21 protein-coding genes, 1 tRNA gene and 2 pseudogenes are annotated in these 21,307 nt (G+C 66.3%); 14 read left to right on the forward strand and 10 right to left on the reverse strand.

The window, feature by feature from the left end:
• The first annotated feature begins 5 nt into the window (after positions 1–5).
• The 3 genes from cmk (at position 6) to O6P37_RS18605 (ending at position 2,946) form a co-directional block, all read left to right on the forward strand.
• Entirely contained in the window at positions 6–692 is a 687-nt protein-coding gene (cmk, locus tag O6P37_RS18595) for a (d)CMP kinase (RefSeq protein ID WP_269895659.1), read from the forward strand.
• Positions 689–2,092 (forward strand): ribosome biogenesis GTPase Der, encoded by a 1,404-nt coding sequence (gene der, locus O6P37_RS18600; protein ID WP_264013631.1) that lies wholly within the window; start codon positions 689–691, stop codon positions 2,090–2,092. The genes cmk and der overlap by 4 nt, the downstream gene beginning before the upstream one ends.
• 68 nt (positions 2,093–2,160) lie before the next feature.
• Positions 2,161–2,946, forward strand: a complete 786-nt coding sequence (locus tag O6P37_RS18605) for a sulfite exporter TauE/SafE family protein (RefSeq protein ID WP_269895470.1) — start codon at positions 2,161–2,163, stop codon at positions 2,944–2,946.
• 1 nt (position 2,947) lies between these two features.
• Here the strand turns inward: O6P37_RS18605 and O6P37_RS18610 are convergent, their stop codons facing one another.
• On the reverse strand, positions 2,948–4,441 hold the full coding sequence (locus O6P37_RS18610; protein ID WP_269895471.1) for a cryptochrome/photolyase family protein: 1,494 nt from the start codon (positions 4,439–4,441) through the stop codon (positions 2,948–2,950).
• A gap of 31 nt (positions 4,442–4,472) precedes the next feature.
• Here O6P37_RS18610 and O6P37_RS18615 point away from each other — a divergent pair, with 31 nt between their 5' ends.
• Together O6P37_RS18615 and O6P37_RS18620 are read left to right on the forward strand one after the other, a co-directional pair.
• Complete coding sequence (locus tag O6P37_RS18615; protein WP_269895472.1) at positions 4,473–5,468, forward strand: hypothetical protein; 996 nt, start codon at positions 4,473–4,475, stop codon at positions 5,466–5,468.
• Between the two features lie 66 nt (positions 5,469–5,534).
• A tRNA-Pro gene (locus O6P37_RS18620) sits at positions 5,535–5,611 on the forward strand.
• A gap of 204 nt (positions 5,612–5,815) precedes the next feature.
• On the opposite strand, the gene O6P37_RS18625 is transcribed toward O6P37_RS18620, so the two are convergent.
• Both O6P37_RS18625 and O6P37_RS18630 read right to left on the reverse strand, forming a co-directional pair.
• Positions 5,816–6,418: a TetR family transcriptional regulator gene (locus O6P37_RS18625; protein WP_269895473.1), complete on the reverse strand. Its 603-nt coding sequence runs from the start codon at positions 6,416–6,418 to the stop codon at positions 5,816–5,818.
• A 4-nt stretch (positions 6,419–6,422) separates the two neighbouring features.
• A complete protein-coding gene (locus tag O6P37_RS18630; protein ID WP_269895474.1) occupies positions 6,423–6,986 on the reverse strand; it encodes a hypothetical protein in 564 nt (187 codons plus the stop codon).
• A 218-nt stretch (positions 6,987–7,204) separates the two neighbouring features.
• Between O6P37_RS18630 and O6P37_RS18635 the strand changes: the two genes are divergently transcribed.
• From O6P37_RS18635 to O6P37_RS18645, 3 genes and pseudogenes are all read left to right on the forward strand, one after another.
• A complete protein-coding gene (locus O6P37_RS18635) occupies positions 7,205–8,572 on the forward strand; it encodes an aromatic ring-hydroxylating oxygenase subunit alpha (protein WP_269895475.1) in 1,368 nt (455 codons plus the stop codon).
• 40 nt (positions 8,573–8,612) lie between these two features.
• The gene (locus tag O6P37_RS18640) at positions 8,613–9,074 is read left to right on the forward strand and encodes a hypothetical protein (protein ID WP_269895476.1); all 462 of its coding nucleotides are present in this window, start codon (positions 8,613–8,615) and stop codon (positions 9,072–9,074) included.
• Positions 9,071–9,596, forward strand: a pseudogene (locus O6P37_RS18645) (cytochrome P450); the annotation flags it as partial. The gene O6P37_RS18640 and the pseudogene O6P37_RS18645, both read left to right, overlap by 4 nt.
• Positions 9,597–9,833: 237 nt before the next feature.
• Here the strand turns inward: O6P37_RS18645 and O6P37_RS18650 are convergent.
• Together O6P37_RS18650 and O6P37_RS18655 are read right to left on the reverse strand one after the other, a co-directional pair.
• A complete protein-coding gene (locus O6P37_RS18650) occupies positions 9,834–11,219 on the reverse strand; it encodes a serine hydrolase domain-containing protein (protein WP_269895477.1) in 1,386 nt (461 codons plus the stop codon).
• Between the two features lie 95 nt (positions 11,220–11,314).
• A complete protein-coding gene (locus O6P37_RS18655) occupies positions 11,315–11,875 on the reverse strand; it encodes a TetR/AcrR family transcriptional regulator (RefSeq protein ID WP_269895478.1) in 561 nt (186 codons plus the stop codon).
• 102 nt (positions 11,876–11,977) lie between these two features.
• Here O6P37_RS18655 and O6P37_RS18660 point away from each other — a divergent pair, with 102 nt between their 5' ends.
• Together O6P37_RS18660 and O6P37_RS18665 are read left to right on the forward strand one after the other, a co-directional pair.
• Positions 11,978–12,904 carry an alpha/beta hydrolase gene (locus tag O6P37_RS18660; RefSeq protein WP_269895479.1) on the forward strand — a complete coding sequence of 309 codons (927 nt, stop codon included), beginning with the start codon at positions 11,978–11,980 and terminating at the stop codon, positions 12,902–12,904.
• 71 nt (positions 12,905–12,975) lie between these two features.
• The gene (locus O6P37_RS18665; RefSeq protein WP_269895480.1) at positions 12,976–13,767 is read left to right on the forward strand and encodes an SDR family NAD(P)-dependent oxidoreductase; all 792 of its coding nucleotides are present in this window, start codon (positions 12,976–12,978) and stop codon (positions 13,765–13,767) included.
• 33 nt (positions 13,768–13,800) lie between these two features.
• Here O6P37_RS18665 and O6P37_RS18670 read toward each other — a convergent pair whose 3' ends face one another.
• Positions 13,801–14,385 carry a DUF2165 domain-containing protein gene (locus O6P37_RS18670; RefSeq protein WP_269895481.1) on the reverse strand — a complete coding sequence of 195 codons (585 nt, stop codon included), beginning with the start codon at positions 14,383–14,385 and terminating at the stop codon, positions 13,801–13,803.
• A gap of 97 nt (positions 14,386–14,482) precedes the next feature.
• Between O6P37_RS18670 and O6P37_RS18675 the strand changes: the two genes are divergently transcribed.
• The 3 genes from O6P37_RS18675 (at position 14,483) to O6P37_RS18685 (ending at position 18,605) form a co-directional block, all read left to right on the forward strand.
• Positions 14,483–14,872, forward strand: a complete 390-nt coding sequence (locus O6P37_RS18675) for a hypothetical protein (RefSeq protein ID WP_269895482.1) — start codon at positions 14,483–14,485, stop codon at positions 14,870–14,872.
• 53 nt (positions 14,873–14,925) lie between these two features.
• On the forward strand, positions 14,926–15,726 hold the full coding sequence (locus O6P37_RS18680; RefSeq protein WP_269895483.1) for an enoyl-CoA hydratase/isomerase family protein: 801 nt from the start codon (positions 14,926–14,928) through the stop codon (positions 15,724–15,726).
• A gap of 461 nt (positions 15,727–16,187) precedes the next feature.
• On the forward strand, positions 16,188–18,605 hold the full coding sequence (locus O6P37_RS18685) for an arylsulfatase (RefSeq protein WP_269895484.1): 2,418 nt from the start codon (positions 16,188–16,190) through the stop codon (positions 18,603–18,605).
• Here the strand turns inward: O6P37_RS18685 and O6P37_RS18690 are convergent.
• Together O6P37_RS18690 and O6P37_RS18695 are read right to left on the reverse strand one after the other, a co-directional pair.
• Positions 18,606–18,752 (reverse strand): annotated as a pseudogene (locus tag O6P37_RS18690) (EstA family serine hydrolase); the annotation flags it as partial.
• Between the two features lie 71 nt (positions 18,753–18,823).
• The gene (locus O6P37_RS18695; RefSeq protein WP_269895485.1) at positions 18,824–19,396 is read right to left on the reverse strand and encodes a TetR/AcrR family transcriptional regulator; all 573 of its coding nucleotides are present in this window, start codon (positions 19,394–19,396) and stop codon (positions 18,824–18,826) included.
• A 96-nt stretch (positions 19,397–19,492) separates the two neighbouring features.
• Between O6P37_RS18695 and O6P37_RS18700 the strand changes: the two genes are divergently transcribed.
• Complete coding sequence (locus tag O6P37_RS18700; RefSeq protein ID WP_269895486.1) at positions 19,493–20,224, forward strand: SDR family oxidoreductase; 732 nt, start codon at positions 19,493–19,495, stop codon at positions 20,222–20,224.
• Between the two features lie 15 nt (positions 20,225–20,239).
• Here O6P37_RS18700 and O6P37_RS18705 read toward each other — a convergent pair whose 3' ends face one another.
• Together O6P37_RS18705 and O6P37_RS18710 are read right to left on the reverse strand one after the other, a co-directional pair.
• Positions 20,240–20,590, reverse strand: coding sequence for a hypothetical protein (locus tag O6P37_RS18705; protein ID WP_269895487.1), 351 nt, complete (start codon positions 20,588–20,590; stop codon positions 20,240–20,242).
• A 201-nt stretch (positions 20,591–20,791) separates the two neighbouring features.
• Positions 20,792–21,289: an SRPBCC family protein gene (locus O6P37_RS18710; protein ID WP_269895488.1), complete on the reverse strand. Its 498-nt coding sequence runs from the start codon at positions 21,287–21,289 to the stop codon at positions 20,792–20,794.
• Positions 21,290–21,307 lie beyond the last annotated feature (18 nt).

Consider the following 21,307-nt stretch of genomic DNA (forward strand, 5'->3'; position numbering starts at 1 on the left):
GATCGGTGCTCGAGGCAGTGACGATCGCCGTGGACGGTCCGGCAGGCACCGGGAAGTCATCGGTGTCGCGTGGGCTGGCGCGTGCGCTCGGCGCGCGGTATCTCGACACCGGGGCGATGTACCGCATCGTCACGCTGGCGGTGCTGCGTGCCGGGGTCGATCTGGCCGACACGCCCGCCATCGAGCGTGCCGCGGCCGCGGTGCCGTTGTCGGTGGGCTACGACCCCGACGAGGACCGTGCCTACCTCGACGGCGAAGACGTGTCCGGTGAGATCCGTGGCGACGCGGTGACCAGGGCGGTGTCGGCGGTCTCGGCGGTGCCCGCGGTGCGCGCCCGCCTCGTGGGGCTGCAGCGGGAGCTGGCCACGGGCCCCGGCAGCGTGGTGGTCGAGGGCCGCGACATCGGCACCGTCGTCCTTCCGGACGCCGATCTGAAGATCTTCCTGACCGCTTCGGCCGAGGAACGCGCCCGCAGGCGCAACGACCAGAACGTCGCCAACGGGCTGCCCGACGACTACGAGACCGTGCTCGCCGACGTCCGGCGCCGCGACCATCTCGACTCGACACGGGCGGTGTCGCCGTTGCGCGCCGCCGACGACGCGGTGCAGGTGGACACCAGCGCGATGACCGAACCCGAGGTGGTGGCGGCGTTGACCGACCTGGTGGCCCGGCGCACAGGGGTGCGGCGATGACCGACGACGGAACGTGGGCCGACGAGAGCGAATGGGAGGTCGGCGCCGAAGAGGTCGCCGAGGCGATCGAGGAGGCGACCTCCCCGCCGCCGGTCGTCGCGGTGGTCGGACGGCCCAATGTCGGCAAGTCCACACTGGTGAACCGCATCCTGGGCCGCCGCGAGGCGGTGGTGCAGGACGTGCCCGGCGTCACCCGCGACCGGGTCTCCTACGACGCGACGTGGTCAGGCCGGCGGTTCGTCGTCCAGGACACCGGCGGATGGGAGCCCGACGCCAAGGGTCTGCAGCAGCTGGTGGCCGAACAGGCGTCGGTGGCGATGCGCACGGCCGACGCGATCATCCTGGTGATCGACGCGGTGGTGGGCGCGACCACCGCCGACGAGGCCGCCGCACGGATGCTGCGCAAATCCGGCAAGCCGGTGTTCCTGGCGGCCAACAAGGTCGACACCGAGCGCGGGGAGGCCGACGCGGCGGCGCTGTGGTCCATGGGTGTCGGTGAGCCGCACCCGGTCAGCGCGATCCACGGCCGTGGTGTCGCCGACCTGCTCGACCGGGTGATGGAGAGCCTGCCCGCGGTGTCGGAGTTCTCGGCGACCGGGGGCGGACCGCGCCGCGTGGCGCTGGTCGGCAAGCCGAACGTCGGCAAGAGCTCGCTGCTGAACCGGTTGGCGGGCGATCAGCGCTCGGTGGTGCACGACGTCGCGGGCACCACCGTCGACCCGGTGGACTCGCTGATCGAATTGGGCGGCAAGACATGGCGATTCATCGACACCGCCGGACTTCGCCGTAAGGTCGGCCAGGCCAGCGGCCACGAGTTCTACGCATCGGTGCGCACGCACGGCGCCATCGACGCCGCCGAGGTGGTGCTGGTGCTGATCGACGCCTCACAGCCGCTGACCGAGCAGGACCAGCGGGTGCTGTCGATGGTGATCGAGGCCGGACGCGCGCTGGTGCTGGCGTTCAACAAGTGGGACCTCGTCGACGAGGACCGCCGCTACCAGCTCGACCGCGAGATCGACCGCGAACTCGCCCAGGTGCAGTGGGCGTCGCGGGTGAACATCTCGGCGATGACGGGCCGTGCGGTACAGAAGCTGGTGCCCGCGCTCGAGCAGGCACTCGCGTCCTGGGATGCGCGCATCTCGACCGGCCGGCTGAACACCTTCCTCAAGGAGGTCGTCGCGGCCAACCCGCCGCCGGTGCGTGGCGGCAAGCAGCCGCGCATCTTGTTCGCGACCCAGGCGGCGACGCGCCCGCCCACCTTCGTGCTGTTCACCAGCGGGTTCCTCGAGGCCGGTTACCGCCGGTTCCTGGAGCGCCGGCTGCGGGAGACCTTCGGGTTCGACGGCAGCCCGATCCGGGTCAACGTGCGGGTGCGCGAGAAGCGCGGCCAGAAGCGGTGATTCCCGGGCGTCGCCCGTTGCGCTGAGCGTGACGGAGGCCACCGGTCGGCGCCGATTAGGGTGGTCCGGTGCCCGTCCTCGACATGATCCTCATCGCGCTGGCCGGCGTCGGAGCGGGTGCGATCAACGCGGTGGTCGGCTCCGGCACGCTCATCACCTTCCCGACGCTGGTCGCGCTGGGCTATCCGCCGGTGACCGCCACCATGTCGAACGCGGTCGGACTCGTCGCCGGCGGGGTGTCCGGCACCTGGGGCTACCGCCGGGAACTGCGCGGTCAGTGGCGCCGGCTGCGGTGGCAGATCCCCGGGTCGTTGTTCGGCGCGCTGGCCGGCGCGTGGCTGCTGCTGCACCTGCCCGAGAAGGTCTTCGTCCAGGTCGTCCCGGTGCTGCTGATCGCCGCACTGCTGCTGGTGCTGGTGGGGCCGCGCATCCAGGGCTGGGCGCGGCGCCGGGCCGAGGACAGCGGCCGGTCCGTCGACGACATCAGCCGGGGCAGGATGGCCGCACTGGTGATCGCCACCTTCGTGGTCGGCATCTACGGCGGATACTTCACCGCCGCGCAGGGCATCCTGCTCATCGCCGCGATGGGTGCGCTGCTGCCCGAGTCGATGCAGCGGATGAACGCCGCGAAGAACCTGCTGTCGCTGATCGTCAACGTGGTCGCCGCGGTGGCGTACACCATCGTGGCGTTCGACCGGATCAGCTGGGCCGCAGCGGGTCTGATCGCTGTCGGATCACTGGCCGGCGGCTTCCTCGGAGCACACTACGGCCGCCGGTTGTCACCGGGAGCGCTGCGGGCGGTGATCGTCGTGGTGGGGCTGATCGGACTGTGGCGGCTGCTCGCCACGGCGTGAGTCAGAAGTCCTTCCGCGCCGCTTCCTGCTCGAGCACCGCGGACAGATCCTTGAGTCGTTCCATCGACGACACCGCCCTGCGGGTGCGGTTGTTGCGGGCCAGCCGGTCGCGGTGGCGGTCGACGAACGCCCAGTAGCCGGCGGTGAACGGGCACGCATCCTCGCCCACCCGCTTCTTCGGGTCGTAGGCGCAGTCGCCGCAATGGTCGCTCATCTTGTTGATGTAGGCGCCACCCGCAGCGTAGGGCTTGGTGGCCAGCCTGCCGCCGTCGGCGTGCTGGCTCATGCCGACCACGTTGGTGGGCATCACCCACCGAAAGCCGTCGACGTAGGCGGTCGCGAACCACTCGGTGAGTTCGGCGGGATGGTAGCCACGCTGCAGTGCGTGGTTGCCGAGCACCATGAGCCGCTGGATGTGGTGCGTCCAGCCACGGTCGCGCACGCCCATCAGCGCGTGCCGTAGGCATTCGGCGGTAACGGCGTCGGAGTCGAGGTCGCGCCACCAGTCGGGCAGGGGAGTGCGGGCGGCCAGCTCGTTGTTTCGGGTGTAGCCGGGTCCGAAGTGCCAGTACAGATGCCACATGTACTCGCGCCAGCCCAGGATCTGCCGGATGAATCCCTCGACCGCGGCGAGCGGGGCGCCGTCGCGGCGGTAGGCCTGCTCGGCGGCGTGCACCGCGTCCAGGGGATGCAGCACGCCCAGGTTGAGCGGCACCGAGAGCAGCGAGTGCGACATCGCCCAGTCGTCGCCCATCATCGCGTCCTCGAAGCGGCCGAAGGTCGGCAGCCGGTGGTCGATGAAGCGTTTCAGGGCCCGCTGCGCTTCGGCGGGGGTGACGGCGAACAGGCGGGGTCCGTCCACGCCGACGGTGTCGAGGTCCATCGCGTCGAGATCGCGGCGCACCTGTTCGTCGATGTCGTCCTCGCGGGGACGGTACGGCGCGGGGACGTCGAGCCGATCCTGCTTCTTCGGCGGTGGTTCGCGGTTCTCCTCGTCGTAGTTCCACCGGTTGCCCACCGGATCGGCGCCCTGCATCAGGACGTCGAACCGGCGGCGCTGGTCGCGGTAGAAGTCCTCCATCCGGAAGCGGGTGCGGTTGCCGGCCCAGGTCTCGAAGTCGGCGCGGGGCAGCGCGAACATCGGGGTGGGCAGGACGTCGGCGACCAGCCCCTGCTCGTGCAGACGATTGACGAAGCGTTCGGCGGCGAAGGACGTCGGCTGGAACACCAGCACCGGCCGGTCGAAGCGTTCGAGCGCATCGGTGTAGTCCTCTGTCCGCATCAGGGTGGCGCGGTCACCGAGGTCGCGGTCGGCGTGGCGGAGCGCGGAGAGCACAAGGTGCAGCTTCTGGCGGTGGTAGCGGCGCTTGCGCAGCGCGGCGGTCGACTCGATGAGCAGGACTTCGCGGTGGGCGTGCTCGCCGCCGTACATCGCCGGGCCGAGCTGGTCGGCGAACAACCACAACGGGGTGTCGTCGCGCACTTTGGTGCTCACCGGGGTGGCCGCCGGTCCTTACGATGCGCTGATGCGGACTTTGACGGCACCGCCGTTCGGGTCGCTCGAGGCGGCAACGGACTTCTACTTCCTACTGATGGTGTTCCTGCGCGAGCTGAAGCGACCCGGCGAGCCGGTCGGGCTGCACCAGTACCTGCTGGCGCAGGCGCTGGAGCACCACCGTCCGAAGTACAGGTCGATCGAGTGCCGGGCATGCGATTCGGAGTACCCGTGCCGCACGGTGCTAAGCGTCGCCCTGCTGGCTCGGTTCCCGGCGCCGTGGACGCCGCACGGCTTGGCGACGACGCTCAACTCGGTCGGCCTGCTCGGCGCGACGATCCGCGGCGACCTCATCTTCTGGGGCAACGGCGACCCCGGTTTCACGTTGCGCCGCAACGAAACCGGGGCGTGGGCGGGGGAGCGCCGGGACCGGGGCGAGGTCAGGCCGATGGTGGTCGAGGATGATGCGGCGATGTGCGACCTGTTCACGGGTTGGGTCCGTGCGTTCCCGGTCGGGCTGGGGACCGCCGTGTCCGCCGAGGAGATCGAGCTCGTCAGGCCGGGGATCGGCCCGGCGCGGGAGTGGTGGTCCGAACATGTCGCGCTGCCGTATCTGGTGCACCGGCTGCAGGACGGGCTGACGGCCGACGGCCCGCAGTTCGGCGATCTACCGCCCCAGTTCACCCGGTTGACGGCGGAGGACGCGGCTGAGGTAGGACAGCGCGCCGCCTGGGTGATCCCACCCGGGCACGCGCTGCACGGGCGGCCGCTGCAGGCCATCGCCCGATGTGCGCGGTGTAACCGGGTGACGTTGTTCAGCAAGGGCACGGAATTCTGTCTGGTGCACTTCGAGCCGTACGGGGCTGAAGTCGAGTTGCCGTTGCCGGAGTTCGAGAAGCTCGCGGACTATCAAGCGACCTATGCCGCGATGCACGACCACTACGAGACGTGCGACTGGCGCCCGCGGTACCCGGGCGGCTGGTCGGAGCGGTATCGGAAGCCGCCGCGCTACCGCGAAGACGGATAGCGGTTGGGACCTCGGGACGGGCCTGCGGTAGGCTCTCGATCGCTGCCGGCGATCCCGGCGGCACCGCGGGCTGTGGCGCAGCTTGGTAGCGCACTTGACTGGGGGTCAAGTGGTCGCAGGTTCAAATCCTGTCAGCCCGACCAGAACAACCCGCTCTGACCAGCGTCGGAGCGGGTTCGTCGTTGCAGGAGGAGTGCTCGCCGGGCCGGTCCCGGTGGGCCAATGGTGTCCCAACACGCCGGTGGCGCGGTGGCGAAGACTGCCGCAGAGCGGGTGCTCAGGCGTCCGTCTCAGGAAGCGAACCCGTGACGGAGTCGGCGCATCAGCCGGCGACGAGCCGCTGCAGTTCAACTGTCGGGGGTCTCGATGCTCGACATCACCAGTTGCAGATACGGGCCGTAGAGGTCTTGGCCATCGAGGTGGCTGTCGAGGGTGATGCCGTCGTTGGCGGCAAGGATTACCCGGGCCAGCGTCTCAGCCTCGATGGTGAGGGTTCCGCCGATGCGGGCGACGTTCTTGCTGATGAATTCACCGAGAGCGCGGATGGTTTCGAGGCGCTGAGCGGCGACGCGCTCGAGCGCGTCGGGATTGCGCAGCAAGAACAGCTTCAACTCCAACCCCAGTGCCGCCCGGTCCGTTCCGCGGCTCAGTTGGCGCCATCGGACGGCCAACTCGTCGAGATCGACGTCACTGAGGCGATGGAACGACATCATCACGTCGATGAATCCGTCGAGGAAGCGCTGCCGCTGGCGGTCCACGACCGCCAGGAACAGCGTTTCCTTGGCGCCGAATTGGGAGTAGATGGCGCCGCGGGTGAATCCGGCGGCGTCGGCTATCTCCTCGAGCGCTGCACCGCTAAGGCCCTTGCGAGCGAAGACCTCCTCGGCGGCATCCAACAGGATCTGCCGGGTGTGCTCGGCACGCCGCTCTTTCGTCCACCGCTCGGCCATAGGCTCATCCTCCCATCAAAGTGGGCGAAGGCGGCCGGGCTTCGAACTCGCCGGCATGGGTCTGCGATTCGAGCAAGCTATCGACCAGGAGCGCTGGATCGAGGGCGTCAGTCGACCAGAACTCCTCCGAAGCTTCTACATGAGTGTCAAGCCCGGCGGCGTGCAGCGCATGGGCCTTGAACGTCCGGGCCGCCGGACTCAGCTCATGACGGACTGGGTGCACTGTCGCGGCCGTCTCGCAGCCGAGGTGCGGCCCCCAGAACAGAAGCTGCGGAGCCGACTCGACCCGTGGCAGCCCCACGCGCGCTGTGCGGCGGTTCACGGAAAACCTGGCGCCCGGGAGGATTCGGGTGCGGACCATTCGACCCGGCTTCCCCAGAATTAGTTCAGGTTGCCCAGGGGGCTGCGTGCGGGTCCCGAGAATGGTCAGCGCTGTTGATTGAGTGAGGTCCTCGGTGACGACAACGACGCGCCACCCCGCGCGACCGCGGTCGAACATCAGTCCGCCGGCGTAACGAACTGCGTCGGCGACGCTAGCGCTTATCACGTCGAGTCGGTAGCTGCTCACGTCCGGTCCTCCTTGGTCGCTTCGGCTGATGTGACGCCGACCGCTTATATACACGGTTGTATCTAAGATACATGCACGTATATGGTGAAGCACATCACAGCGTCGGGCGCTCGGGTCCATGCCACAGCCAAGACGGGGACTAGCGCCAGCGAACCCCCGTTGAGTGTCGGAAACCAGCACCCGCCGCGTGGTCTCACCGACTGAGGAGGACTCCCTTGATGCCAGCAACGCGACCCGGAGATTGGCTGGACCCCGACTCCGGGCTGGGTCTCGGTCTGGAAGACGTCCAGCCGGGAACGTTCAACATGACAATCCCGACAGACCGCTACACCTCGCGCGAATACGCGCAGCGGGAGAGGGAAGCGATCTGGATGCGCGTGTGGCAGATCGTCGGCCGCGCCGAAGACCTGCCGAAAGCCGGCGACTGGAAGAAGTGCGACATCCAAGACCAGTCGTACGTCATCGTCCGAGGGAAAGACGACAAGCTTCGCGGATTCGTGAATGCCTGCCGGCACCGTGGGAACGCTTTGTGTATCAACGAAACCGGGAACGCAAAGCGAGGCTTTCTCTGCCAGTACCATCTGTGGTCCTACGATCTGGAAGGCAAGCTGCGCGGCGTGCTGCGGGAAGACCTTGCCGGCCAGATCGACAAGAACGAGAACTCCCTATACGAGGTGCCCGTCGACACATTCGCCGGATTCATCTTCCTCAACCCCGACCCCCAGGCCAGGCCGCTGCGCGAGTACCTGGGCGAGGAGGTCTACCGCCTGCTCGAGCCCTACCACATCGATCAATTCACCACGGTGATGGATGTGAAGGAGGCCATCGACTGCAACTGGAAGGTCGTCATGGACGCCTTCGAGGAGGGCTACCACATCAACGGCATCCATCCCCAGTTGCTCGCGGTCCTGAACATCAACCCAAAGACAGCGCGGTACCAGTTCTTCGAGCGCCACAGTGTGGCGGTCGCACCCTTCGAGGTGCAGGGCGCCGGTGCGCAGAAGCAGGTCGACGGGATCATGGCGCTTCCTGAGACATTCCCCGGCACCGCGGCGGTGATTCCGCGCTTCCAGGAACTCGTCGCGCCCTACCAGGGTAAGGACGGAGAGGTGGAGTTCCCGGATGGCACCACTGCCCGCGGGCTGCTGCAAGAGGCCACCCGCGACGTCCTGACCGGTATGGGACTCGATGTCAGTGAACTGACCGACAACCAGATGAGCGACAACCAGGGATGGGTGCTGTTCCCCAACTACTTCATGACCGTGCGCGCCGGCGAATGCCACGTGATTACGGCGGCCCCGCACCCCGATGGTGATCCCAACCGTTGCATCTGGCATGTCGCGAGCTACATGTACCTGCCGCCCGAGCACCGCGACGCGTTCCGCGCCGAACCGATCGTGGTGGACGAGCCCGGAAGCTACAAATACTTCGAGGCCCTTCACCAGGATTACGTGCAAATGCCGCGCCAGCAACGCGGATTGCGTAACGACCGGCTTGACCACATGTCGTTGGTGAAAGAGGAAGTGGTCATTGCGCACTTCCACACGGTGATCGACCGCTACATGGCCGACGCCGCGAAATCCTGACCTCCACCAGTAGCGCCAAATCCCCTGAAAGAAGGATCAATTGACGATCGCAGATGTCCTTGCGACCGTGACGGGACGATCCCGCACCGTGCTGGAGTACAGCCAGATCGCCAAGCGATTGGTCGACAGCGCAAAGCAACCCGGGTTCTCTGTCGAGAGCTGGGCGCCACTTGCCGAGCTAATCGCCGTTGACGAGTTCGTGCGCATCGGCCCGTTCAAGGAGGTGATGAACTGGGCCGAATACGCGGAATTCCTGACGAACTGGGCGAGGTCAGCGGACTGGAACTGCTCGTTCCAACGGGTCACCGAGACGCCGGATCTGGTGTTCCTCGAACTAGAAGAGCGAAGTCGCGTCGGCGACTTCAGCAGCGTGGTCAACACCGTCTCGGTCTACGAGTTCGATGCCGACGACAAAGTGCGTCGGATAGCCGTCTATCTGCAGATGGAATTGCCCAACACGGGCACCGTGCCGAGCTTTGACGGCGCCGGGGGTGCGGAGTGACCCCGGCGCCGTCAACCACCACCGGCGGTGGTGAACTCGACGCCGTCGACTGCTTCACCGACAACGAGTTACTGCACGACCCTGCGACTACCTCGCCGGTCTGCGCGACGAGTGCCCGCTGCGCCGCGAGCCTCACCACGACGTGGTGATGGTGACCGGGTACACGAGGGTGTCGCCATCTACAACGACACGGCGCGGTTCTCGTCGTGCATCTCGGTCACCGGTCCGTTCCCCGGGTTCCCCGTGCCGCTCGAAGGAGACGAGGTCTCCGAACTGATCGCCCTGCACCGCGACGAGGTGCCGTTCAGCGACCAACTGCCGACCTTCGACGCGCCGGTACACACCGCGCACCGAGCGCTGCTGTCGAGAATGCTCACTCCGAAGCTACTCAAGGAGAACGAAGACTTCATGTGGCGGCTCGCCGACCGCCAGTTCGACTGCGCGCTCACCGGCGGGCGCTGCGAATTCATCGGCGAATACGCGTCTCCATTCGCGATGCTCGTCATCGCCGATCTGGGTGGACACGGCATCACCGGTTGGACGGCGGCGCGATGCTGGACTGGACGTATTGGACGCGGTAGAACACCCGTTCACAGTGTCCGACTCACTGGGGGGTCAAGTGGTCGCAGGTTCAAATCCTGTTAGCCCGACACAGGTCAGAGGCACTTTCCGGAGGCTCGGAAGGTGCCTCGATCCATCTGATACCTCAGCACCCTGAGGTTCGCAGGCGTCCGCTGGCCATTCGAATCGTCGCCCGCTTCAGCGGCCCGGCCCCGTCGAGCTGGTGGGCGGCACAGACGTCGAGCTGTCGAGTTCGGCCGACGTCGAAGGGGAGAGTGTGGCGGTCGGGGATCCACCGGGAAGCTGCGCCGCCACATCTGGATACAGCTGACTGAGAATCGGCGCGAAGAGTGCATTCTGCGGCGAATCGCCCTGCGGGGTGAGATACACCGTCGTCAGAATGACCACCGTGGTGCCGGCCCTCGGGTCATGAGCGGCGAGCCCGGAGAAGCCGACGATGTTCCCGGGATGGCCGTACATCGGACCTGCTCCCTCCAATCCGAATCCGTAGGTTCCGAACCCGAGCTTGGACGCGCCACCCGGATCGGACGGGTCCGTTGGCTTCAAGTTCTCCAGCCGCCACTGCCGGGTCGCGTCGTCGAGCAGCGGTCCGGCCACCATCGCCTCGATGAAGTCGGCGACGTCCTCTGCCCGAGAGATGACACCACCGGCCGTCCATGCCCACGATGGATTGTCGTTCGTGTGATCGGCGGGCTGGAGATTCCCGGCCAGCGCCGCCTTCAGCTGAGCCTCGGGCAGTGGTCCGTCGAACGCCTCGTTGGGCCCCCACATGTATCCGCGGGGATGCGGATCGGGCAACGCAGCATCGGCGGCGGCCGGCAACATCGTGTTGCGCAGGCCGAGCGGATCGAAGATCCGGGCCTGCAGCACAGCCGCCGCCGTCATGCCCGTGACCTTCTCGATGACCAAGCCGAGCAGCACGTAGTTGGTGTTGCTGTACTCGTACCCGCTGCCCGGTGGGAAGTTCTGAGGGTGGGTGAACGCAATTCCGAGTAGCTGCTGCGGGGTCCAGACGGTGTCGGGGTGCTTCTCCAGCGTGGCGGCGAACTCGGGGTCATCGGCGTAGCTGTACAACCCGCTGCGCATCTCTGCCAGCTGCTGAATGGTGATGCTGTCGCCGTCGGGAACCGAAGGTATGTAACGCGATATCGAATCGGTGATCGCCAGCTCGCCCTCTTGTTGTAATTGCAGAATGACGGTGGCTGTCATCGACTTGGTGATGCTGGCTATGCGGACGTGTTCGTGGATCGAGGGCGGCGCGCTGCTTCCGATGCCGGCCACACCGAATGTCGCGCTCCAATCACCCTTTTCGGGGCTGCGGATCAACACGATCGCACCGGGGATCCCGTTTTCTTTCAGAATGGGTGGGATCTGCTCGTTGAGGGCCGCCGCGTAGACGGGCATCGGCGGTATCGCACTCACGCCGGGTGGTCGCGAGGATTCAGCGCAAGCCGCCAGCAGGGGCCCCGCGCCGACAGCACCGGTAAGGAACAGAAAGGATCGGCGTCCGATCTTCGCATCCCTCAGAGGCCTATACCCGATTTCAAACCATTTGGGGGACATCGACTTTCCCCCTTATGCTTTGCGTGGCCTGCAACGCCACGATGCGGAGCTGTTCGCCGAATCCTTGGTTCAACGAGACGCTACCCCTGTAGCCCTTAGATCTGGTGCGACTGTGCGGGAGTCCACCGCGAAGCCAGGGCGTCACAGATGGCACGCTGCTCGCTTTCCTCCAGGTGGTGCATGAGAAGTCCTTCGATGGTGAAGATGCCGATCATCACTTCGGCGTCCACCGTCTGGGCGGAGACTCCCGCGTTCTCGAGTTCGAAGCGGAACAGGCTCCCGGTGATCGCGTGGAAATCTCGATGCCATTCGGCAACGGCCGGTGAGTGCTCGACACGGGCGTGCACCGTCGTCACGAGGCGACTCATCTCCGTGAGCTGCCCGGCCACCCAGAGCAGCCGGGCCGCGATCGGGTCGCTCGCAACCTCCTGGTACTGCGGCCACACGTCGGCCATGACGGCATTCAGGACCGCGATCAAGACGTCGTCCTTGTCGCCGAAGTACCAATAGATCGTGTTCGGAGCCACCCCGGCTTCCTTCGCGAGTCGGCTCATCGACGTGGCGTCGTAGCCGGCGTCGATAAACAGCTGCCGTGCCGCGGCCACGATCTCAGCCCGCTTCTCGTCAGCGGCTTGGGGACGCTTGTTGCGCGCCATGGCGTCCTTCCGTCGACCGGTGGGTCACATTTGTTGAATGCCGTTCAAGAGACTGCTATGTTCCCTTGAATACCATTCAAGATACTCGACGAGGGACATTTCGTGACTCATCCACGCAGCTACGTTCGACACGACGTCACCTTCGACTCCGACGGCACGCCCTGCGCGGCGTGGCTGTACCGGCCCGATGGCGTCGCCAATCCGCCGATCGTTGTGATGGCGCACGGTTTCGCCGCGTTCCGGGAACTGCGGCTGGACGCCTACGCCGAACGGTTCGCCCAGGCCGGTTACGCCGCGCTGGTGTTCGACTACCGGTTCTGGGGCGCATCCGGCGGGGAGCCCCGCCGAGTCTTGGACATCAAAGCCCAGCAAGCGGACTGGTCGGCTGCCATCGCCTACGCCCGCCAGCTCGACGGTGTCGACAACACCCGGGTCGTGGGCTGGGGTTCCTCCTTCGGCGGCGGGCACGTCCTGGTACTGGCCAGCCACGACCACGACCTCGCCGCGGCAATCGTGCAGGTGCCGCACGTCACCGGCCCAGCGTCGGCGTTCGCCCAATCCCCGAAGCTGGTGTCGCGGTTGATTCTCGCGGGTCTGCGCGACCAGGTGGGTGACTGGCTGGGACGTCCGCCCTACCGGGTGGCCGCCATTGGACGACCGGGCGACGTTGCGATGATGACCTCCCCGGGGGCGGCGGACCTGGTGGAACGGATGGCCGGGGACCGTCGCGAGGAACTGCTCGCGGAGAATGACGTCGCCGCGCGGATCGCCCTGGGGGTTCCGTTCTATTCTCCGGGCCGTCACGCCGCCAAGATCACCGCCCCTACGCTGGTGCAGCTGGCCACTAAGGACGACGTCACTCCTTTCGCGAAGGCGCAGAAGATCGCGGCGCGCATCCCGAAGGGTGAGGTGCGGTCGTATGACTGCACGCACTTCGAGCCCTACCTGGACCCGCACTTCGAGCAGATCGTGACCGATCAGATCGCGTTCCTGGACCGCCACGTCGGAGCGCGGCGAACCGCGGCCTGACCGATTTGCGCGCATCGGCGCACATGCCTGTCGCGCCACGAAGACTCAACATCAAGAGAGAGGAGAGTCCCATGACCACTCATCGACGCGCCGCCCTCATCACCGGAGCTTCCGCCGGTATCGGAGCCGCCTTCGCCCGCCATCTCGCCGCCCAGGGTTTCGACGTGCTGCTCGTCGCGCGTCGCGCCGAGCGTCTGAAAGAACTGGCAGCCGAGCTGCGTCAGGCGCACGGTGGACGCGGCGAGGTCTTCACCGCCGACCTGACCGACCCCGCTGCCCCAGCCGCGATCATCGATCACGCTGAGAAGATCGGCTTGCCCATTGACGTGCTCATCAACAACGCCGGACTGTCGTCGAGCACGAAGTTCTCCGAGACTCCGTGGGAATCGGTGGCCGCCGAGATCCAGCTCATGGTGACCGCCACGACCGAGCTCGCCCACCGGGTGATCCCGGGAATGAAGCAACGCCGATGGGGCCGCATCGTCAACCTGTCCTCACTGGCTGCGATGGCCCCGCCCGGGGAGGGTCTGCTGTACACCGGGATCAAGGCCTACGTGCTCAACATGTCCCAGTCCCTCGACATGGAGCTCAAGCCTCACGGCATCCACGTGACCGCGCTCTGCCCCGGCTTCACCCACAGCGAGTTCCACGACGTGATGGGCACTCGTGACGCCGCAGACAAGTTGCCCGGGTTCTTGTGGCAGCAGCCCGATGCTGTCGTCAGCGAGGGATGGGCCGCCGTCACCAAGGGCAGCCCGGTGTGCGTGCCGGGCACCGTCAACAAGCTCACCGCCGCGGCGATACGCCCCGTCCCGCAACGCATTCGGTACGTGATGGGCCGCACCTTCAACCCTTTCAAGTAGAAGGCGCGGCCGGCCAGATGCACTGCGGTGTGGTCAGTCTCCGGCCTGAGCATCATCCGGTGCAGGAGGCAGGTGGACGACGAGCAGCGAGAACAGCGCGATGACGACGTTGCGGAACGCGGCATCGGACCCGTTCCAATCTGACGAACGCCACATCTGGAACCATTCGCCGCCGACGGCGAGGAAGCCCCCGAAGAACAGCACGACGATCATCGTCAGCCCGATGGTCGCCAGGGCGCGTGCCCGCCTCCTGTTTCGCGCCGAACGTGCGAACCACCAGACAGTCGCCGCTGCCAGTGCCACACCGGCGAGGAGTTCCCACGCGATGACGCCGATGTACGCGGCATTCTGGAGCGGCCGAGACTCGATCGCGTGCCACATCACCGACGGGTCGAGCTTCTGCCCCGCCGGCGCACCGAAGTTCGCCGTGTCCATTGACAAAACGTGTTGAACGAACGCCTGATTCGTGGCGAAATCGGTGATGTTCCCGAATGCGACCAACAGGATGAAGAGCGCGTTCAGTCCGACGAGCACTCCACCGACAACGGACAAGCTGCCCATGGCCAGCCAACGCGGTTGCGATCGTTGCGCGCCGTCGACGCTCTTCGAGGAATTCATGCCCGACTTCTCCGATCAGAGTGCCTATCGAGGTGCGTGTCTAGAGCATGAAGCCGAAGCGACCACGGATTGCCGGCCGACTTCCTAAGGTAGCGGTATGGCGGAAGACGAAGTAGACCCGGACGTGATCGACGATCTGAACAAGCGGGCGAACGAGGATGATGCGGAATTGCCCGAAGACGTCGAGGTGCCACTCAACGTCAGCGACGACGAGGCCGTGAAGGCCGTCAAACAGCAGTTTAAAGACGCCGGCACGGAATGCACTGACGACGAGGCGCTCGAGTTGGTGGAGGCCGCCAGGAAGAAGGCGGAGAAGAAGAAGGCAGAGAAGGAGAAGAAGGAGTCTGACGACAAGTCGGATGACGATTCGAAGGACGACTCGGACGACTCGAAGGACAAGTCGAAGGACGACGACAAGTCGGACGACTCGAAGGACGACTCCGCCGACAAGTCGGACGACGATTCGAAGGACGACTCGGACAAGTAGGACGTGATGTCGGTCCGGGCATCGACACAGCGGCTGTAACGCGGTGTGGCACTGTGAGGGCCGTGTCGACTAATCCGATCGTGCTCGAAGCAACCACCACGCCCGCGGGCGCCGACGTGGTGACGCTGACCTTCGACAACGGCCCGCTGAACCTGTTCGACCAAGCGACGTTCGACTCTCTGGTCGCCCGCATCGCGGAAGTGACCGCGAACCCGCCACGCGCCGTGCTGCTGCGCGCTGAGGGCAAGGTCAACTCGGCGGGCGTCGACGTCCATGTCTTCCAGGGGTTGACCGCGGAACAGGGCGCCGACCTCTGGCGTCGACTGTTCGCTGAAGTGATTCATCCGCTCGAGCAGCTGCCGTGCCCGGTGGTGTACGCAGCCCACGGCCTCACTCTGACAGCGGCGTTCGAGATCGCGCTCGGCTGCGACATCATTCTGGCGGCGCCGAAGGCCAAGTTCGGACTCGTCGAGATCGTGGTCGGGTTGACGCCGTCGATGGGCGGACCGCAGCGGCTCGCGGAGCGGGCCGGCTCCGGCCGCGCGCGGGAGCTCGTCATGACGGGTGATCTCTATGACGCCGCCACCATGGCTGACTGGGGCGTGGTGAACGCCGTTCACGACGACGTCGACGCTGCCGCCCATGCACTCACCAACCGCCTCGCAGACGGACCGACCAAGGCGAATGCGGCGACCAAGGAGATCATCGCGGCGTGGCGGTCGGGCGGTGTTGGACACGCCGACGCGGTCACCCCCGAGGTGTCCGGCGCCCTGTTCGGTACCGAAGACCTGCAAGGTGCGGTGGCGAGCTTTCTTGACGCCGGACCGGGCCACGCAACCTTTGACGGTCGCTGAATCGTCACCGTCACATCGCTGTCACGACATTCTTGGCCGTCGTCGATCACACCCGGCGGGCGGCACACGCAGAATTGGCCGAGACCGGCCTGTCCGCCGCGGGTCAACCAGGACGTGCCGGCCTCGAGCGCCCGAGGCTGACACCGGACCACCAGTCGCCGACAGTGCGCGGAGAATCCGCGGTGTTCAAAAGCCCTCGCTTACCAGGTCGACAATTTAGTCTGACCGAAGGGATGAAAGCGAGGGCGCTGTCCGGAATCACCGGCAACGATCATCCCCTCGGTTAAGGACGGAACGTAGGGGCTCGGCGGCCGGCGGGCGACCCGGGCACGCATTCAACATCCCGCTCCTCGATGGTGCAACGCGGGACCGCGTTGCCACTCCGAGGCCAGTCATTCTGCTCATGCTGCGTCGCCGAAAGCGCTCGGTCGGAGCACTCATTCTCTCGCGAGAGGACCATGATGGCGACGTCATCAGCACAACCCAACGGTCAGGCCGGCACGTCGCCGGTGTCCCATCAGTCCGAGGTAAAGCGCGACATCCTGCCGATTCCCGACGTGCCGCACGTCGGGCTGACAACTTACGATGCGAAAGACCCTGACACCACCTATCCGCCGATCAGGGATGTCCGGCCGCCGGCGAGCGCGCCGAACGTTCTGGTCGTCCTGATCGACGACGTCGGCTTCGGCGCCAGCAGCGCGTTCGGCGGCCCGTGCGAGACGCCGAACTTCGCGAAGCTCGCCTCCGGTGGGCTGAAGTACACACGGTTGCACACCACCGCATTGTGTTCGCCGACGCGCCAGGCGCTACTCACAGGCCGCAACCATCATTCGGTGGGCATGGGCAACATCACCGAGACCGCCACCGCAGCGCCCGGTTACACCTCCGTGTTGCCGAACACGAAGGCGCCGTTGGCGTTGACGTTGAAGCTCAACGGTTATTCGACGGCCCAGTTCGGCAAGTGTCACGAGGTGCCGGTGTGGCAGACCAGTCCGGCAGGACCGTTCACCGCGTGGCCGACCGGGGGCGGCGGGTTCGAGTATTTCTACGGCTTCATCGGCGGCGAGAACAATCAGTGGGACCCGGCGCTGTATGAGGGCACCACCCCGATCGAACCGCCGAAGACCCCGGCCGAGGGGTATCACCTGACCGAGGATCTCGCAGACAAGGCGATCAACTGGGTGCGTCAGCAGAAGGCCTTGCTGCCGGACAAGCCGTTCTTCATGTACTTCGCACCCGGCGCCACGCATGCGCCGCACCACGTGCCGAAGGATTGGATCGACAAATACAAGGGAAAGTTCGCGCACGGCTGGGACCGCCAGCGCGAGATCACCTTCGGGCAGCAGAAGGAACTGGGGGTGATTCCCGCGGACGCGGTGCTCACGCCGCGCCACGCGGAGATCCCGGCCTGGGACGAGATGGATCCTGCGCTCAAGCCCGCTCTGGAACGCGAGATGGAGGTGTACGCCGCCTTCCTGGAGCACACGGATCACCACGTCGGCAGATTGATCGAAGCCCTCGGACCGATACTGGACGACACGCTCGTCTATGTGATCATCGGTGACAACGGCGCATCGGCGGAGGGCACGCTTCAAGGCTCGTTCAACGAGATGGCCAACTTCAACGGCATGGCCACTCTCGAGACCCCCGAGTTCCTGGCCTCCAAGCTCGACGAGTTCGGCGGCGAAGCCTCCTACGGCCACTACGCGGTGGGGTGGGCCTGGGCGATGGACACGCCCTATCAGTGGACCAAGCAGGTGGCCTCGCACTGGGGCGGCACCCGCAACGGCACCATCGTGCACTGGCCCAAGGGAATCGAAGACAAGGGCGGCGTCCGCAACCAATTCACCCACGTCATCGACCTCGCGCCCACTGTGCTGGAGGCGGCGGGTATTCCCGCGCCCACGATGGTCAACGGCGTCATGCAGAGCCCATACGAGGGCACCAGCCTGCTGTACAGCTTCAGGGACGCCGACGCGCCGGAGCGGCACGAGACCCAGTACTTCGAGATGTTCTGCAACCGCGGCATCTATCACAAGGGTTGGAGTGCGGTAACCAAGCACCGCACGCCGTGGGAGATGGGCGGAGCCGTGATGCCTGCCTTCGACGACGATGTCTGGGAACTGTACGACGGCAGCGTCGACTGGACGCAGTCCAACGACATCTCTGAGCAGAACCCCGAGAAATTGCACGAGCTGCAACGGCTTTGGTTGATCGAGGCGGTCAAGTACAACGTGCTCCCGCTCGACGACCGCCAGATCGAGCGCATCAACCCGACGACGGCCGGCCGGCCGTCGTTGATCAAGGGGAACTCGCAGCTGCTGTTCCCGGGAATGGGCCGGCTTTCGGAGAACAGCGTGGTCGACATCAAGAACAAGTCGTTCTCGGTCACGTCGGAACTCGAGATCCCTGCTGGGGCGGCAGAGGGGGTGATCATCGCTCAGGGCGGCCGTTTCGGCGGCTGGAGTTTGTACGCCAAAGGCGGGAAAACGAAATTCCACTACAACGTGCTGGGCATCAAGTCCTTCGATGTGGAGGCCACCGAGCCGATCCCGAAGGGCACCACCCGGATACGCATGGAGTTCTCCTATGACGGTGGCGGCATGGGCAAGGGCGGTGACGTCGTGCTCTACAGCGATGGCAGGGAAGTCGGCAAGGGTCGGATCGATCAGACCCAGGGCTTCATCTTCTCCGCCGACGAGACGACGGACATCGGCTACGAATCCGGTACCACGGTGAGCCCCGACTACACGGCCCACACGAGCAAGTTCAGCGGCACGATCAACTGGATTCGAATCGACCTGGGCGAGGATGCCAAGGACGCCGACCACTACATCGAGCCAGACGAACGCTTCCGGGTGGCCATGGCGCGGCAGTAGTCAGACCTGCGACCTCGCACCCACGATGTCATGGAACAGCGCTTGGCCTAGCGCGAGTTCGCGCGGGTCGTTGTACAGATGGAAGCCGGCCTTGTTCGTCGGGTAGGCGAAGCCGATACCGGTATCGGGATCAGCGAAGCCGAGCGAGAACGCGGTTGTCGACATGAAGCAATGGACCGAGATATCAAATGCCGGCTAGCCCCCGCATCGACCGAGGCCTATCGCGGTGTGAACACCCCGGCGGTCGCCAGCGCCACCCGGCGCCGCGCGCGCTTCGGCTTGTCGCCGAACCGGTCGATGGCCCAGGACACCGCCGTGACGAGTTCGAACAGTTCCTCGGCGGTGACGGAAGCCGACGCCGATCCGTGATCACGGGCCCGCTGTAGGAACTCACGGGTGCGGTCGGTGAGCCTCGTGTTGACGTGCTTGACCGGCGAATCGGCGTCGTCCAGCGCGCCGGCGATGCAGGTCGGCAGGTCGTGCCAAATCCGCAGTCGCCATGCGAGCCGAAAGAGCCACTCGCGCAGCGCATCATCGACCGACCGATCGCGTTCGAACCCGTCGGCCTCCGCAAGCAGGTCCGCCACGCTGTCCTCGATCACCGCGGCCAGCAGGTCGTCCCGAGTGGGGAAGTTGCGGTACAGGGTGGCGTTGCCGACGCCGGCGGCGGTGGCGATGCCGTCGATGGGGGCGAAGATCCCTTCGGTGTCGAACGCCACTCGAGCAGCGCGCAGTATCGCCTCGCGGTTGCGGCGGGCGTCGGCGCGGAGCGGACGCGACACTGTGGCCACCGAGTCGACCTCCACTCCCTGGAATAACTGGGGATGCTCCCCACTTATGTAGGTGGGGACATACCCCACTTACAACACACTACGGCGGGAGTCACGATGACGGAGCAACTCAAGGGTCGGACGGTGCTGATCACCGGAGCGAACGGCGGTCTCGGCGGTGAATTCGTACGACAGGCCCTCGAACGCGGGGCGCGACGGGTCTACGCGACCGCCCGGACGCCGCGGGACTGGAACGACGGCCGCGTGGTGCCGTTGCGGCTCGACCTGACCGACGCGGCCTCCGTCGCCCACGCTGCGGCGGCCGCGACGGACGTGGACCTCGTGGTGAACAACGCAGCCGTCGCACCCGAGGAGGATTTCTCAGTCCTGACCGGCGACGAGGACGTCGCGCGCCGGATCTTCGAGACCAACTTCTTCGGCAACCTGCGCGTCGCCAAGGCGTTCGCACCGGTGCTGGCCGCCAATGGCGGCGGCGCCCTGCTCAACGTGCTGTCACTGGCCGCCTGGATCCCGATGCCGACGGCCTACGCGGCATCCAAGGCCGCGATGTGGTCGGCCACCAACGCTTTACGGGCCGAACTGGCGTCGCAGCGGACCAGCGTCACCGGGCTGATCGTCGGGATGATCGACACCGCGATGGTGACCCGCTTCGAGGTGCCGAAGAGCAGTCCGGCGAGCGTGGTGGCGCAGGCGTACGACGGTGTCGCCTCAGGCGCTTTCGAGGTGCTCGCCGACGAGGACTCCACGGACGTGAAGGCCCGCCTGAGCGGCAGCGCCGAAGAGCTCAACGCCTATCTCGCCGAGGCGCTCGCAGCCGTCACGGTCTGACAGCAACCCGCGGGCTCAGCAGTAGGACGTCATCCCGCTGGGGTGGATCTTGTCGATGACGGCGCCGGGCGGGATCGGCTGGCCGAAGGCCATGCACCACGGAACCCCGTTCTTGAGCACCATGATGCCCGGGCCGGCACTGGGTTTCGGGTTCAGCGCCTCGTTCGCCTGATCGACGCCCTGCTGGACGTTGTCGATGACCTCGTTGGCGATACCCGCGCCCGGGTTCTTCTGCTGCTCCTGGCACTGCTGGTCGTCCGGAGGGCAGGGCGGCGGCGGATCGGCGTTGGCGATCGGCGCCGCGAGCAGGAAAGCGGCGGCGCCGGCCGCCAAGGCCGATGCCACGAAGGTGGAGGGTTTGCGCACGCGATGACCCTAGCGGCGATCGCCGTCCATCCACCACGCGAGACAGCAAGCGCGGCACGGGGTGCTTGTCAACGCAATCAACGCGTCGGGACACCTTGCATTGTCTCGGGTGAAGTGGCTGCTCACAGTGTTGCCGCCGCTGTGTGCAGATGATCTTGAGGAGCAGTTACAAGTCGTGCTACCCGGTCGACCCGCAAATTCTCACGCCCGATCCGCCAATTCCGCCAGATTCTTCAACGAAGTGTCCAGATGCTCGGGGCCGAACGGCGGGAACTCGATGTCGCGGTTCTCCGGCGGCACCTGAGACCAGTCGTAGCTCAACGTGACCACGGTCCGGTCGGCGGTGACCGCCTCGAGCTCGTAGCGCCAAATCCACCCGCCCCACTCGACGGGGCCGTCGTCGGTCTCGCGACCGGGGATGTGGCGGGGTTCGGCCCCGGGCTGCCAGGCGATGACGCGCGGTCGGTCGAACACCTCCACCCGGTTCGACATCTCGTAGTTCTTGTTCGGATGACCGTCGTGGTACATCCCCATCCGGAAGATCTGGCCGGCCGCGGTCAGGCGTTCGCCGTCGACAGCGTGCCGCACCCCTCCGCCGCGACCTATTGCCACATGAGCCGCCGGATCGGCCAGCACGTCGAACACGGTCTCCGCCGCGGCATCGATCGTGATGCTCGCTGCGATGCGCTCTTCAGTCATGCCCATACCGACTACCAG

The sequence above is a fragment of the Mycobacterium hippophais genome (assembly GCF_027529605.1).
GTDB lineage: Bacteria > Actinomycetota > Actinomycetes > Mycobacteriales > Mycobacteriaceae > Mycobacterium > Mycobacterium arseniciresistens.